The 13,013-nt window shown below is 64.4% G+C and carries 14 protein-coding genes; 8 read left to right on the plus strand and 6 right to left on the minus strand.

Annotated features, from left to right (window positions below):
- Positions 1–56: 56 nt before the first annotated feature.
- Entirely contained in the window at positions 57–710 is a 654-nt protein-coding gene (locus AC1RQP_RS39185) for a glutathione S-transferase family protein (RefSeq protein ID WP_492942969.1), read from the minus strand.
- A gap of 124 nt (positions 711–834) precedes the next feature.
- Between AC1RQP_RS39185 and AC1RQP_RS39190 the strand changes: the two genes are divergently transcribed.
- Both AC1RQP_RS39190 and AC1RQP_RS39195 read left to right on the plus strand, forming a co-directional pair.
- A complete protein-coding gene (locus AC1RQP_RS39190) occupies positions 835–1,149 on the plus strand; it encodes a hypothetical protein (RefSeq protein WP_492942971.1) in 315 nt (104 codons plus the stop codon).
- A gap of 111 nt (positions 1,150–1,260) precedes the next feature.
- A complete protein-coding gene (locus AC1RQP_RS39195) occupies positions 1,261–1,545 on the plus strand; it encodes a twin-arginine translocation signal domain-containing protein (RefSeq protein WP_239624391.1) in 285 nt (94 codons plus the stop codon).
- 162 nt (positions 1,546–1,707) lie between these two features.
- Here the strand turns inward: AC1RQP_RS39195 and AC1RQP_RS39200 are convergent, their stop codons facing one another.
- From AC1RQP_RS39200 to AC1RQP_RS39210, 3 genes are all read right to left on the minus strand, one after another.
- Entirely contained in the window at positions 1,708–1,959 is a 252-nt protein-coding gene (locus AC1RQP_RS39200; RefSeq protein WP_028182358.1) for a GCG_CRPN prefix-to-repeats domain-containing protein, read from the minus strand.
- A gap of 190 nt (positions 1,960–2,149) precedes the next feature.
- Positions 2,150–3,160: an alpha/beta fold hydrolase gene (locus AC1RQP_RS39205; protein WP_492942973.1), complete on the minus strand. Its 1,011-nt coding sequence runs from the start codon at positions 3,158–3,160 to the stop codon at positions 2,150–2,152.
- Positions 3,161–3,354: 194 nt separating this feature from the next.
- Positions 3,355–4,053, minus strand: a complete 699-nt coding sequence (locus AC1RQP_RS39210; protein ID WP_239624388.1) for an ArsR family transcriptional regulator — start codon at positions 4,051–4,053, stop codon at positions 3,355–3,357.
- A gap of 145 nt (positions 4,054–4,198) precedes the next feature.
- On the opposite strand from AC1RQP_RS39210, the gene AC1RQP_RS39215 reads away from it, so the two are divergent.
- The 3 genes from AC1RQP_RS39215 to AC1RQP_RS39225 are packed head-to-tail and all read left to right on the plus strand — an operon-like array spanning position 4,199 to position 5,741.
- Positions 4,199–4,507 (plus strand): NIPSNAP family protein, encoded by a 309-nt coding sequence (locus AC1RQP_RS39215; protein WP_131867649.1) that lies wholly within the window; start codon positions 4,199–4,201, stop codon positions 4,505–4,507.
- A 23-nt stretch (positions 4,508–4,530) separates the two neighbouring features.
- Positions 4,531–4,881, plus strand: coding sequence for an antibiotic biosynthesis monooxygenase family protein (locus AC1RQP_RS39220; RefSeq protein ID WP_319327167.1), 351 nt, complete (start codon positions 4,531–4,533; stop codon positions 4,879–4,881).
- Between the two features lie 50 nt (positions 4,882–4,931).
- Positions 4,932–5,741: an isocitrate lyase/PEP mutase family protein gene (locus tag AC1RQP_RS39225; RefSeq protein ID WP_492942976.1), complete on the plus strand. Its 810-nt coding sequence runs from the start codon at positions 4,932–4,934 to the stop codon at positions 5,739–5,741.
- A 58-nt stretch (positions 5,742–5,799) separates the two neighbouring features.
- Here the strand turns inward: AC1RQP_RS39225 and AC1RQP_RS39230 are convergent, their stop codons facing one another.
- Positions 5,800–6,225, minus strand: coding sequence for a hypothetical protein (locus AC1RQP_RS39230; protein WP_492942978.1), 426 nt, complete (start codon positions 6,223–6,225; stop codon positions 5,800–5,802).
- A gap of 166 nt (positions 6,226–6,391) precedes the next feature.
- Between AC1RQP_RS39230 and AC1RQP_RS39235 the strand changes: the two genes are divergently transcribed.
- Positions 6,392–7,042 (plus strand): trimeric intracellular cation channel family protein, encoded by a 651-nt coding sequence (locus tag AC1RQP_RS39235; RefSeq protein ID WP_492942980.1) that lies wholly within the window; start codon positions 6,392–6,394, stop codon positions 7,040–7,042.
- Between the two features lie 55 nt (positions 7,043–7,097).
- Here the strand turns inward: AC1RQP_RS39235 and AC1RQP_RS39240 are convergent, their stop codons facing one another.
- A complete protein-coding gene (locus AC1RQP_RS39240) occupies positions 7,098–8,318 on the minus strand; it encodes a c-type cytochrome (protein WP_492942982.1) in 1,221 nt (406 codons plus the stop codon).
- A gap of 292 nt (positions 8,319–8,610) precedes the next feature.
- On the opposite strand from AC1RQP_RS39240, the gene AC1RQP_RS39245 reads away from it, so the two are divergent.
- Together AC1RQP_RS39245 and AC1RQP_RS39250 are read left to right on the plus strand one after the other, a co-directional pair.
- A complete protein-coding gene (locus AC1RQP_RS39245; RefSeq protein WP_492942984.1) occupies positions 8,611–12,102 on the plus strand; it encodes an indolepyruvate ferredoxin oxidoreductase family protein in 3,492 nt (1,163 codons plus the stop codon).
- Positions 12,103–12,198: 96 nt separating this feature from the next.
- Positions 12,199–12,669, plus strand: a complete 471-nt coding sequence (locus tag AC1RQP_RS39250) for an immunity 26/phosphotriesterase HocA family protein (protein ID WP_492942986.1) — start codon at positions 12,199–12,201, stop codon at positions 12,667–12,669.
- Positions 12,670–13,013: the final 344 nt, after the last annotated feature.

The raw sequence follows: 13,013 nt of genomic DNA on the forward strand, positions 1-13,013 counted from the left end.
CCGTCCGGTGCTGGCGACTCTATAGGCCAGGAGCTGGATTGAATGTGTGAGCCACATCACACCCCGCGCGTCGCATCCGCCGCAGCGAAATGCGCCATCTGGTCGGCATGGGCCTTGGCGAACGCCGGGCGGCCGGTGGTACGCGCGACGTAGGCGCGGCAGGCAGGATTGTCCGCCAGCCCGCCGAAACCGTCGACGACGCGCAGCACATCCGACATCAGGATGTCGGCGACGGAGAAGGAGCCGGCCAGCCATTCGCGGCCGGCCAGCACCGGCTCGAGATGCTTGAGCCGAAGCTTGAGGAAGTCGTCCACGAACTTCCACGCCGCCGTGTCAGTCGGATGTCCCATGAACTTCGACATTCCCCAGGGCAGGCTGGCCATCTCCACTGAATTGAGCGCCGCGAACACCCATTCCGTTGTCTCGGCGCGGCCGCGCGGATCGGATGGCATCAGCTTCTCGCTGAGCCCACCGAGATGCAGCAGGATTGCGCCGGTCTCGAAGATCGAGATGTCGCCGTCGGTCAGCCACGGCACCTGGCCGAACGGCTGGTGCGCGAAATGCGCAGGCCCGCGATCGTCGAACGGGGCGCTTGCGACGCGATAGGGCAGCGCCGCCTCTTCGAGGGCCCAGCGCACACGAAGGTCGCGCACAAAGCCTCGCGGTGCTTCGGGAACCCAATTGAAGGTGGTCAGGGTGAGGTCGGTCATTTGCTGTCTCCGATTTCGAAGCAAAGGACGAGCGAAGGGCTCCCATTCCGACATCGGGGCCGTCATTTTTTGTCGTCGTCGGCTTAACCGGCTAAGCTTGCCCCAAACAACAGGAGGAAACCCGATGCCCGCTGCCTTCTTCGTCGTCCGCGCCACCGTCCCCGACGCCAGCAAGCGCGCCGCCTTCGACCGATGGTACGAGACGGAACACCTGCCCGATGCGGTGAAGGCGTTCGGCGTGAGCAAGGCCTGGCGGTTCTGGAGCCTGGATGATCCCTCGCTGCACCAGGCGATGTATCAGTTCGATGACGAGGCAAAGCTGAACGCGATGCTGAAAGGTGACGCGCTACAAAATCTCGTTGCCGACTTCAATCGCGACTGGCCCGACGTCAAGCGCACGCGCGAAACGCTGGTGCTGGCACAGGAGTTTGCGAAATAAGCGGGAGACATCCGCGGCTCAATTAATCTGAACGCGCGATTCAGCTTCGGTTCATGTCGTGAACGCGACACTTCCTCTGCATCACAGTCACGATGACCAAAGGAAGAAATGATGGAGCGCCGGAACTTTTTGAAACTTGCATTGGGGGTGACAGCGGGCGCCGCCGCCTTCGCCGCAACGGCCGCGCAGGCCGCGCCGCTGTCACCGCAGCCGGTCGGTGATCCCGCCCGTACGCCTCAGGGCAATTCCGACGCTCATCCCGCGGTCACCACCAGCGAGGAAGCCGCCAAGCTGACGCCGGAGCAGGTTCACTACGGCCATCACCGCCACTGGGGCTGGCGCCACCGTCATTGGCGCCGGCATCGCCGCCGCTGGCACCGCCGCCATCACTGGTAAGCTCGCGACGTTCGCGGATTGAAAGGGGATCGCCGCCGGCGGTCCCCATTTCGATTCTGGAAGCGCCCAGGTCCATGGCGGACGAAGCGTCGGCAGCAACTCCAAAAAAAGTGGCCGCGCTGGCTTTTGCCGCGCGGCCACTTTGAACGCAAATGGACGAGGTCAGAACGGGCGGCAGCGGCCGGCGTACCAGCGGAATCCGTAGGGGCAAACACGCGCGCGAGGCACAACGACGACCGGCGCCGGGGCAACCACCACCGGAGCGGGGCGAACGACCACCGGGCCGCGCATCGGACGGCAGCCGCCATAGGGGCCGCGGTACCAACCCGGGCCGCAACCGCCGGCGGCGCTGGCCGCCTCGCTGAAACCGACGACCGCGCTGGCGAGCATGACGGCGGCAAACAGGTATTTCATTGGGTCTTCCTTCTCGTCCTTGGAGGCAGGCTAGGGGAATGGCGCTTTTGGCGCACAATGATTCAAGAGACACGATTCGACACGTTAAATCTGGGGCGTGCCGACACGTTGCGATCCAAACCTGCCAATCATGACCTGAATGCGGCATGAACGGTCCGCGCATCCTGCCTCAGACGACACGCAAGTGTCGCTAGCGGCCGAGAAAGCCAAGCACCAGCTCCTCGTACTTCTCGGGCGCCTCCAGGAAGACGAGATGCCCGGTGTTCGGAATCACTTCTGCCCGCGCATTCGGCATCTTCGCCGCCAGGGCCTTCGCCAGTTCGGCGTTCTGCCCCATCTTGGCCCGCAGTGCCTCGGGCGCGAGTGGCCGGCCCGGCGCGTTGTGGTCGTCGGCCCCCATGATGAACAGCGTGGGCAGCGCGATGAGCGGGATCTCGTGCGCCACCGGCTCCCGGTAGATCATCTGGCCGGAACTGACGAAGGCGCGCAGCCAGCGCGGATAGTCGGGGCTGCCCTTGATGTTGAATCGGGCATCGATGAACGGCGTGATTGCCTCGGCCGGCAGCTTGATCGCGTAATTGGTCTGGAGCTGCTTGCGATAGCCCTCCGCCGTGAGCTTGTCCTCGGTCTCGATCATCTTCTCGGTCGGCGTCGGGGGCACGTAGAGGCGGTAATCCTCCAGCCCGATCGGCGCGGTCAGCACCAGATGGGCGACGCGGTCGGGATAGGCGCGGGCGATGCGCACGCCGAGCATGCCGCCGAGCGAGTGGGCGACGACCTCGGCCTTGTCGATCTTGAGGTGATCGAGCAGCGCAATGGTGTTGCGCGCCAGATTGTCGAAATGCAGTTCGCCCTGCGGCTTGGAGGATTTGCCGAATCCGATCTGGTCCGGCACCACGACGCGAAAACCGGCCTCGCCCAGCATCTTGATCACGGGGGCCCAATAGCTCGACGGGAAATTGCGCCCGTGCAGCAGTACGACGGTGCGGCCGTTCGGCTGCGCGGGAGACACGTCCATGTAGGCCATGCTTAGTTGCTCGCCGTCGTTGACGACCGGCAGGAGGTGCACGGGGTAGGGATAGGCAAAGCCTTCGAGCGCGATGCCATAGGGCTCGCGGGGCGGCGTGTCCGCGGCGCGCGTGGGCGTGAAGGGGAAAGCGAGGAGGGCGACCGCGAGTGCGGCGGAGAGGATGCGGATCATGGGGGTCTCGTGGTTAGCCATGTCGTTCCGGGGCGATGCGAAGCATCGAACCCGGAACCTCGTCATTCCGGGCTCTGCTCTACGAGCCGCCCCGGATTGACGTGGCCATAAACGCGTGGATGGCCGGGTCAAGCCCGGCCGCGACGAGAGCTCGCATTCACACGCAAACGTGCGAACCCACGCGCTCCGCGTGATCAGTCCTGCACGCTGCCGAACAGCGCGGCGAACTGCTTCTCGCCGGTGCGGGTGAAATTCACCACGCGGCTGCCGGGCGTGGCATCGCGCGAGGCCCATTTCAGCTCGGCGAAACGCTGCATCAAGGCCGCGCCCAGCGTGCCGGCCAGATGGTGGCGCCGCTCGCTCCAGTCGAGGCAGGCCTTGCACACCGGACGGCGCGGATGAGCCAGCATCTCGGGCGAGATCTGCAAATGTTTGGCGAGGAAGCGCTCGCCCTCGGCCGTCAGCTCGATATCCTGCTTCTTCTGCCTGACCAGGTTTCGCTCGCGCATGGTGTCGAGCATCTGCACGCCGAGATCGCCGGCGAGATGGTCGTAACAGATCCGCGCCCGCCGCAGCGCCGGATCCTTCGGTCCGGTGCGCACGCGCATGTGGCCGGTCCGCGCGGCGAGGCCCGCGAGGCCCTCGAGCACCCCGGCGACGTCGTCATCGGTGAGGCGGTAGTAGCGGTGGCGGCCCTGCTTCTCCGGCTCGATGAGGCCGCCGGCCTCGAGCTTCGACAGATGCGAGCTTGCGGTCTGCGGCGTGATGCCGGCCTCCTGCGCCAGCTCGCTCGCAGTGAGCGCGCGGCCGTTCATTAGCGCGGTCAGCATGTTGGCGCGGGCGGGGTCGCCGACCAGCGAGGCGACCATGGCGATGTCGGGGCCGGATTTCATGCTTCGATGGTAGCCGAAGCATCGCGGGCGGGCAAGCGCGTAGCGTGTATCTGCAAACACGTCATTGCGAGCAGAGCGAAGCAATCCAGTGCTTCAGCGGCGACGGCGTCGCTTTGCGTTCTCGACGAGAAAATCAGGATCCATCATGCCCGTCACCGTCTTCATCCGCTACCAGCTCGATCCGTTCAAGCGCGCGCAGTTCGAGGAGTATTCGAAGCGCTGGCTCACCATCATCCCGAGATGTGGCGGCGAGTTGATCGGCTACTTCATGCCGCACGAGGGCACCAACAACATCGCGTTCGCCTTGATTTCGTTCGAGAGCCTTGCAGCGTACGAATCCTATCGCAAACGGCTGCGCGCCGATCTCGACGGCACGGCGAATTTCAACTTCGCGGAGGCCGAGAAATTCATCCTCGCGGAAGAGCGCACCTTCCTGCGCAAGGTGGTATTGTAGGCCATCAATGCAAGGAGATGCCCATGATCGCCGTGATCTTCGAAGTCTGGCCCAAGCCGGAACACCGCCAGGATTATTTCGACCTCGCGGCCGACCTCAAGCCGCTGCTGCAAACCATCGACGGCTTCATCTCGGTCGAGCGCTTCGAGAGCCTGACCGAGAAGGGCAAGATCCTGTCGGTGTCGTTCTGGCGGGATGAGGCAGCCGTGCAGGCCTGGCGCAACACGATGGAGCATCGCCGCACGCAGGCGAAAGGGCGTGCAAAAATCTTCGCGGACTATCATCTGCGCATCGCCAGCGTGATCCGGGATTACAGCATGACCGACCGCGAGCAGGCTCCGAAGGATAGCCGTGCGGTGCACGACGCCCACTAGCGCACTTGAAGACGCGCGCCTATCTCTGCGCAGCAACGAGGGAGAGAAACATGCACGTGACGACCGCGGACAAGCGCGCGACATTCAGGAAGATGCACGAGAGCGGCTGCTTCATCCTGCCCAATCCGGTCGATGTCGGCAGCGCGAAAGCCTTGCAACATCTCGGTTTCAAGGCGATCGCGTCCTCGAGCGCAGGCTTTGCCTGGACCATCGGCAAGGCCGACAACCACGTCAGCGTCGAGGACGTCTGTCAGCATCTGGCAGCATTGAGCTCGGCCGTCGACATTCCCGTGAACGCCGATTTCGAGGGCGGCTTTGCCGTCGAACCGGACAGGGTCGCCGACAATGTCGAGCGCTGTGTGCGTACCGGCGTCGCGGGCCTCTCGATCGAGGATTCCACCGGCGACAAGGACAAGCCGCTCTACGAAAGCGCGCTTGCGGTCGAGCGCATCAAGGCCTCGCGCAAGGCGATCGGCGACAGCGGCACGCTGCTGGTCGGCCGCTGCGAGGCTTACTTGTGGGGCATCACCGACCTCAAGCTCGTCATCGATCGGCTGACGGCTTATGCCGATGCCGGCGCCGACTGTCTCTACGCGCCGGGCCTGAAGAGCCGCGAGGACATCGCCGCGGTGGTGAAGGCGGTGCATCCAAAGCCGTTCAACCTCCTGATCGGCGCGTCCGGCCTGTCGCTGCAGGAAGCCCGAGATCTCGGCGTGCGCCGCATCAGTGTGGGCGGCTCGCTCGCCCGCGCCGCCTGGGGCGGCTTCATGCGCGCTGCAAAGGAGATGGCGGAGAAGGGAACGTTCACGGAGCTTGCCGGCGGCTATTCCGGCGGCGAACTCAACAAGATGTTCAGCTAGGCCAACGAAAAGCGGCGGGATGTTGCATCCCGCCGCTCTCACGTCTCATTGCGAACTGTTACTTCGCGCCGCTGGGCGGCGTCTGCGCATCCGGCGCCGGCTTTGCAGCAGGCGTATCGGGAGCCGGGGCAGCAGGCCTGCTCGGCGCCGCACCTGTGGTCACGCCCGGCTCGGTGTTGTTGCGCGGGGTCACGTCGCGCATGCCCGGAGGCGCCGCCGGATTGGTCGGTTGCGTCTGCGCAGTCTGCGAGGCCGGCGTGTTGCTGGCCTGGTTGGTCGTGGTGGTATTGTTCAAGCCGTAGAACACCGCGCCCAGCACCAGCGCGACCGCTACCGCAAACAGCGCGATCTTGCCGCTGGAGGCAGGGCCTTCCCCGAGTTCGGGATCGGCTTGAAGGTCGGCATCCCGGCGCGCCGCGCGAGCAAACTCATCGTCGGCGAGGTTCGGGCGATACGGATCGTTGGGAAAACGGTCGTCAGCCATCGATTGGATCTCCTCGGGTTATGACGTCGGGACAACCCTCAGGTGCGAGATTCCGTTCCGCGCCACCCAATGCTTTCGTCGCATGTTGCTCTCCTGTCGGGAATCGGGAACCTGTTCGCTCGGGAACTGGACGCGAGTTCCATGGGCGCGACGAGGAGCGAAGCCGATGTGGAGTCTGCCGCCGACCGATAGCGTGCTGCACTTTCTGGCCCTCGTCGCCTTGACGGCGGAGGGCATGACGGCAGCATTGGCCGCGGGGCGGCGCAGCATGGATTATGTCGGCGTTTGTCTTCTCGCCTGCATCACCGCGCTTGGCGGCGGCACGCTGCGCGATCTGTTTCTCGGTCACTATCCGCTGGTGTGGGTGGCCAACCCGATCTACCTTGCTCTGCCGGGTGGGGCGGCGCTGCTGACGATCCTGATCGCGCGCCTCGTGCATCGGCTGCACCTCGCCTTCATCGTGCTCGATGCGATCGGCCTCGTTGTTTTCACCATGATCGGCTGCAACGTCGCTTGGCAGATGGACGCCTCGCTGCCGATCGTGATCGTCTCGGGCATGGTGACGGGCTGCGCCGGCGGCGTGTTGCGCGATGTGCTCTGCAACGACGTGCCGCTGCTGTTTCGATCCGAGCTCTATGCCAGCGTCTCGGTCGTCACGGGCTTGTTCTACGCCACGGCGTTCGGCTTCAATCTCAATGCCGAGCTCTGGACGATCTTGACCTTCGTGCTCGGCCTCAGCTTCCGCCTGCTCGCGGTGCACTACAGATGGGAGATGCCGAAATTCGTGTTCGCGGGGGATGAGGAGAAGGAGCGGTGAGCGCTGTCGCGCGCGAGTGGCGAATAGCGAATGGTTCTCGGCCATTCGCCACTCGCTATTCCCCACTCGCCTCTCTCTTCCTCGCCCTCGCCACCTGGGCCGGCGTCACCAGCAGGCCCGCATTGCCCCAGGAATTGCGGATGTAATTCGTCACCGCCGCGATCTCGTCGTCGGACAGTTGCTTGGCATAACCCGGCATCTCCCCGGTGTTGGGCGCGCGCGGTGTGGTCACGGTGTGGGCGCCGTCGAGGATGATGCGCAAGGTGGAGGATGGGTTGTTGGATTGCAGCAGCGCATTGCCCGGCAACGGCGGATAGATCCGCGGGGCGCCGGAGCCGTCGGCCTCATGGCAGGCGATGCAGAGTTTTGCGTAGACGGCCTGGCCGGCCTTCATCTCGGCATCGTCCGGCGGCGTCACGATCGTCTCGCGTCGCGTCGACGGCAGGCTCTTCAAGTAAATGGCGATTGCGCGCACATCGGCATCGCTCATTTTCGCGGTCGAGTTGACGACGACCTCTGCCATCGGCCCGCCGGCATGGCTCTTGGCGTTGCGCCCGCTTTGCAGATACTCCGCAATGTCCTCCTCGCTCCACGATTTCAGCCCGGTGCGGACGGCGCCATCGAGGCGGGGGGCAAACCAGCCTCCGACCTCGTTGCCGGATAGCGCCTGCGCGTCCCTGTCGGCGCCGAAATAGTTCTTCGGCGTGTGGCAGGCGCCGCAATGACCGAGCCCGGTGACGAGATAGCCGCCTCTGTTCCAGGCCGCGCTCTTGCTCTGGTCCGGCTCGAACAGGCCGGGCTTGAAGTACATGGCGTTCCACAGCCGTATCAGGCCGCGATAGCCGAACGGCCAGCGCAGTTCCGGCGGCTTGTTGCGGTTCGCCACGGGCGCCAGCGTGGCGAGATAAGCGCGGATCGCCAGCGTGTCGTCCTTCGTCATTTTGGTGAAGTAAGGATAGGGAAACGCCGGGTAATAGTTCGAGCCGTCGGGCGCGATGCCGTAGCGCAGCGCACGGGTGAAATCGGCATCCCTCCAGGCGCCGATTCCGGTGTCGCGGTCAGGCGTCAGGTTCGGCGCAAAGATCGCGCCGAACGGCGTGTCGATCCGCTTGCCGCCCGCGAACGGCTTGGCCGGATCGGCGGTGTGGCAGCCCGCGCAGTCGCCGGCCTCGACCAGCGCCTTGCCGTAGGCGATCAGCTCCGGCGATGGTTCGGCAGCAAGGGCTGCATTCGCAACTGCACTGCACAACGCGATCACAGCCAGAATCGTCCGCATCGAAGGCGTCTCCTGCGACCAATCGCCGTCATCGGCGCCATGGGGGCGGCCATTCATTTCGCGACGGCGGGGGTATGGTGACACAAATTGAAAATGCCCGGCGTGTTTGAGGCCACGAAATTGCGATTTTTACCCGGCGCGCCCTTTCGTCCAGATTTGTGGTGCGGATCATGAAATATCCGACATAGAGTGGCGGTGATGGCCGGCGCGCCCTAGCTAAAAACAACGGGCAGGCAACGGCTTAAGCGGCTTTTAGATAACAAGGGCCTGAGCAGGGCGAAACGAGGACAGCATGGGCATCAACCAGGGTCCGATCAGTCTCGATCAGAAATACACCCAGCAGACCGGACACGTCTTCACCACGGGCATTCAGGCCCTGGTTCGCCTGCCGATGGCCCAGATCCGGCGCGACCGCGCCAATGGCCTCAACACCGCGGGCTTCATCTCCGGCTATCGCGGCTCGCCGCTCGGCGGCTACGACCAGCAGCTTTTTGCAGCCCGCAAGCATCTCGAGCAGTACAACATCAAGTTCCAGCCCGGCGTGAACGAGGACCTGGCGGCCACCGCCGTCTGGGGCTCGCAGCAGCTCAACCTCTCGCCCGGTGCCAAATACGACGGCGTGGTCGGCATCTGGTACGGCAAGGGCCCGGGCGTCGACCGCTGCGGCGATGTGTTCCGCCACGGCAACGCCGCCGGCTCGGCCAAGAACGGCGGCGTGCTCTGCCTTGCCGGCGATGACCACGGCGCAAAATCCTCCACCGTTCCGCATCAGTCGGACCACGCCTTCATCTCGGCGCTGATGCCCTATCTCTATCCCTCCAGCATCCACGAGATGATCGAGATGGGACTGCTCGGCATCGCGATGTCGCGCTATTCCGGCTGCTGGGTCGGCATGAAGGTGATCACCGAGACGGTGGAGACCACCGCCGAGATCGACCTCACCGACGAGATGAAGCCATTCATCATTCCCACCGATTTCGAGCTGCCGCCCGGCGGTCTCAACCTGCGCTGGCCCGATGACCGCTTCGAGCAGGATCGCCGCCTGCAGGACTACAAGGGCTTTGCCGCGATCGCCTTCGCGCGTGCCAACAAGGTCAACCGCGTCACCATGGATTCGCCGAACGCCCGCTTCGGCATCATGGCGTCGGGCAAGAGCTATGAGGACGTGCGCCAGGCGCTGCGCGAGCTGGGGATCACCGAGGAGGTCGCCGCCAAGATCGGCCTTCGCCTCTACAAGATCGGCATGCCCTGGCCGCTTGAGCCGGAAGGCGTGCGGCAGTTCGCGGTCGGGCTCGAAGAGATTTTCATCGTCGAGGAACGCCGCGAGATCGTCGAGAACCAGGTCAAGCAGGAGCTGTTCAACTGGCGCGACGACGTCCGTCCACGCATCGTCGGCAAGATGGACGAGCACGACAAGCGCTTCCTGACCTTCGCCGCCGAGCTCAGCGTCGCCTCGCTTGCGACCTCGCTCACGGAACGCCTGCTTCGACTTAATCTCAACCCCGAAATCGCGGAGATGCTCCGCGTCAAGGCCGACTGGTTCAACGGCCGTCAGGCCACCCAGATGCAGGCGGTTGCGCCTGTCTCCCGCACCCCGTACTTCTGCTCCGGCTGTCCCCACAACACATCCACCAAAGTCCCCGAAGGCAGCCGCGCACTCGCCGGCATCGGTTGTCACTTCATGGCGCTGTGGATGGACCGCTCGACCGAGACCTTTACGCATATGGGCGGCGAGGGTGTGCCGTGGGTCGGCATCGCGCCCTTCACCAACGAGAACCACATCTTCGCCAATCTCGGCGACGGTACCTATTTCCACTCCGGCTTGCTCGCCATTCGCCAGGCGGTCGCCTCCAAGACCAACATCACCTACAAGATCCTCTACAACGACGCCGTCGCCATGACCGGCGGCCAGCGCCATGACGGCGATCTCTCGCCGCAGCAGATCACCTTCCAGCTCCACGCCGAGGGCATCCGCGAGATCTATCTGGTCTCGGAGGCGCCCGACGCCTATCCGGCCGACACCATCGCGCCCGGCGTGAAGAAGTATCACCGCGACGAACTCGACAGCGTCATGAAGATGTGCCGCGAGTACAAGGGCACCTCGGCGATCGTCTTCGTGCAGACCTGCGCGGCCGAAAAGCGCCGCCGCCGCAAGCGCGGCCTGATGGAGGATCCGGCGCGCCGCGTCATGATCAACCCCGCCGTTTGCGAAGGCTGCGGCGACTGCTCGGTGCAGTCGAACTGCATCTCGGTCGAGCCGCTGGAGACCGAGTTCGGCCGCAAGCGCGCCATCAACCAGTCCTCGTGCAACAAGGACTATTCCTGCCTGAAGGGCTTCTGCCCGTCCTTCGTCACCGTCGACGGCGGCAAGCCGCGTCACCGTGCGCCGGCCGAGCTCAGCGAGATCGGCGAGCTGCCTGAGCCGGCCTCGCGACCGACTCTCGACAAGCCCTACAACATCGCGGTCGGCGGCGTCGGCGGCACCGGCGTGCTCACGATCGGCGCGCTGCTCGGCATGGCCGCCCATATCGAGGGCAAGGCCTCGATGATCCTCGACATGTCGGGCCTTGCGCAGAAGGGCGGGGCGGTGCTCAGCCACGTTCGCCTGTCGGATCATCCGGCGGAGGTGACCTGCTCGCGCATCGTCACCGGCACGGCCGATCTCGTGCTCGCGGCCGACGAGGTGGTTGCGGTCGCCAAGGACACGATCTCGCTCTGCGACACCAGCCGCACCCGCGGCATCATCAACAGCCACGTGATCCCGACCGCCGACTTCGTCCTCAACCGCGACTTCAACTTCCAGACCCGCAAGCTGAATGCGGTGCTGGAGACGGCGCTGCACAAGGACTCCGTCTTCTTCGATTTCACCAGGCCGGCCGAGCAGCTGCTCGGCGATGCCATCGCCACCAACATGATGATGATGGGCTACGCCTACCAGAAGGGGCTGTTCCCGCTCTCAGCAGAGTCGATCGAGCAGGCGATCGAGATCAACGGCGTCTCGATCAAGATGAACAAGGAAGCCTTCCGCCTCGGCCGCCTCGCGGTCGCGGACCCAGCGCGCCTTGCCGCGATGCTGAAGGGAACGGACGAGGTGGTCGCGCCGAAGACGCTGGACGCGATGACGCTCGATGAGGTCATCGAGCATCGCGCCAAGCACCTGACCGCCTATCAGAACGGCCGGCTGGCAAGACGTTATCGCAAGCTGGTCGACCAGGTTCGCGATGCTGCCAAGCAAGGTGGCTATGGCGATGCGCTGCCGCGCGCGGTCGCGGTGAACTATGCCAAGCTGCTGGCCTACAAGGACGAATACGAAGTTGCGCGCCTCTACACCAACGGCGCCTTCGAGCAGCAGCTCCGCGACCAGTTCGAGGGTGATTTCAAGTTCAGCTTCAACCTCGCGCCGCCCATCCTGGCGTCCGGCGTTGATGCGCTCGGGCGCCCGAAGAAGCGTGCCTTCGGCCCGTGGATGCTGAACGTCTTCCGCGTCCTGGCAAGGTTCAAATTCCTGCGCGGTACTCCGTTCGACATCTTCGGCCGCAGCGCCGACCGCAAGCTCGAATGCGACCTGATCGCCGGCTACGAGAAGGATGTCACGACCGTGCTCGGCCTGCTGTCTCCCGTCACGATCGACACCGCAGTGGAATTGCTCTCACTGCCCGACCGCATCCGCGGCTACGGCCCGGTGAAGGAGAAGGCGGTAGCCGACGCCAAGCTTCGTTACGCCCAGCTCGCCGCCGACCTCGCGAGCCCGCCGCCGGCGCCGCGGCAGATCGCGGCGGAGTAGGGGCTGCTGTACAGGGTGGGTTAGCGCTTGCGTAACCCACCAACTTCCTTCGACGCGTGCTTCTCGCAAGGTGACGTACCGTACCATCGACAGCAGATGAAGCTGCCCTATGAAGAAGGCTCCGTGTTCGCAATGCCGCTCCGAAACGGCGGATTTGCTCGTGGAGTCGTCGCGAGGTCGACCCACGTGGGAAGGGTTCTGCTGGGTTACTTTTTCGGTCCGCGTCTTGAAACGTCAGCGTCGGCAACGCTCGATCATCTTCATCCTGACCAGGCCGTGGCTAGAATTCGCTTCGGAGACCTCGGACTGATTGAGGGGCGGTGGGTGATCATCGGCAAGGTGCCCAACTGGGATCGGTCAGATTGGCCCATCCCCGACTTTGTCAGGCGAGATCCGATATCAAAGAGGGCTTGGTTGGTTCGGTACTCGGACAGTGATCCCGTAAAGAGCGTGTCCGAGCCCCTTTTGGACTACGACGACCTGCAAGGATTGGACGGCGATGGCTTGTTCGGCGCCGGAGCGGCTGAGATCAGAATTTCGAAGCTGCTGGCTCGTTCTGGAGGTTAAGACGTTCCAGCTAGCTCGTAGACCCGCGGCACCATCCGTTGTGCTGCCCGTCGGGCAAAACACCCAGGCCGTGGGTCAAGCCGCGCGCACAAAAACATTCCGCTTTACCGAAATTCGGGATTGTCGTATTCGTCCGTCACCTCATCTCAGTCAGAGGGGCGTATCGCGATCGTCACGAAACGCGGGGTGAGTGGCGGTGGACGCGGGCTGCGTCGCACGAGCAATCGTCTCGCGCGCACGACGGGCGTGGTCTCGCGTACGGCAAAATCGTGTGGACTATATTTTGAGCTCCTGTGAGACAAGCGGAGACAACGAAAACCCTACAAAACAAGCCCTTTTCGCGT

This window comes from Bradyrhizobium sp. GW821-FHT13H06 (assembly GCF_058803975.1).

Coding starts and splice junctions, on each gene's coding strand:
- AC1RQP_RS39230 (WP_492942978.1), bottom strand. CDS start 6,225: ATGGCTGACGACCGTTTTCCCAACGATCCGTATCGCCCGAACCTCGCC.
- AC1RQP_RS39240 (WP_492942982.1), bottom strand. CDS start 8,318: ATGCGGACGATTCTGGCTGTGATCGCGTTGTGCAGTGCAGTTGCGAAT.
- AC1RQP_RS39220 (WP_319327167.1), top strand. CDS start 4,531: ATGATCGCCGTGATCTTCGAAGTCTGGCCCAAGCCGGAACACCGCCAG.
- AC1RQP_RS39200 (WP_028182358.1), bottom strand. CDS start 1,959: ATGAAATACCTGTTTGCCGCCGTCATGCTCGCCAGCGCGGTCGTCGGT.
- AC1RQP_RS39190 (WP_492942971.1), top strand. CDS start 835: ATGCCCGCTGCCTTCTTCGTCGTCCGCGCCACCGTCCCCGACGCCAGC.
- AC1RQP_RS39215 (WP_131867649.1), top strand. CDS start 4,199: ATGCCCGTCACCGTCTTCATCCGCTACCAGCTCGATCCGTTCAAGCGC.
- AC1RQP_RS39250 (WP_492942986.1), top strand. CDS start 12,199: ATGAAGCTGCCCTATGAAGAAGGCTCCGTGTTCGCAATGCCGCTCCGA.
- AC1RQP_RS39205 (WP_492942973.1), bottom strand. CDS start 3,160: ATGATCCGCATCCTCTCCGCCGCACTCGCGGTCGCCCTCCTCGCTTTC.
- AC1RQP_RS39235 (WP_492942980.1), top strand. CDS start 6,392: ATGTGGAGTCTGCCGCCGACCGATAGCGTGCTGCACTTTCTGGCCCTC.
- AC1RQP_RS39245 (WP_492942984.1), top strand. CDS start 8,611: ATGGGCATCAACCAGGGTCCGATCAGTCTCGATCAGAAATACACCCAG.
- AC1RQP_RS39210 (WP_239624388.1), bottom strand. CDS start 4,053: ATGAAATCCGGCCCCGACATCGCCATGGTCGCCTCGCTGGTCGGCGAC.
- AC1RQP_RS39185 (WP_492942969.1), bottom strand. CDS start 710: ATGACCGACCTCACCCTGACCACCTTCAATTGGGTTCCCGAAGCACCG.
- AC1RQP_RS39195 (WP_239624391.1), top strand. CDS start 1,261: ATGGAGCGCCGGAACTTTTTGAAACTTGCATTGGGGGTGACAGCGGGC.
- AC1RQP_RS39225 (WP_492942976.1), top strand. CDS start 4,932: ATGCACGTGACGACCGCGGACAAGCGCGCGACATTCAGGAAGATGCAC.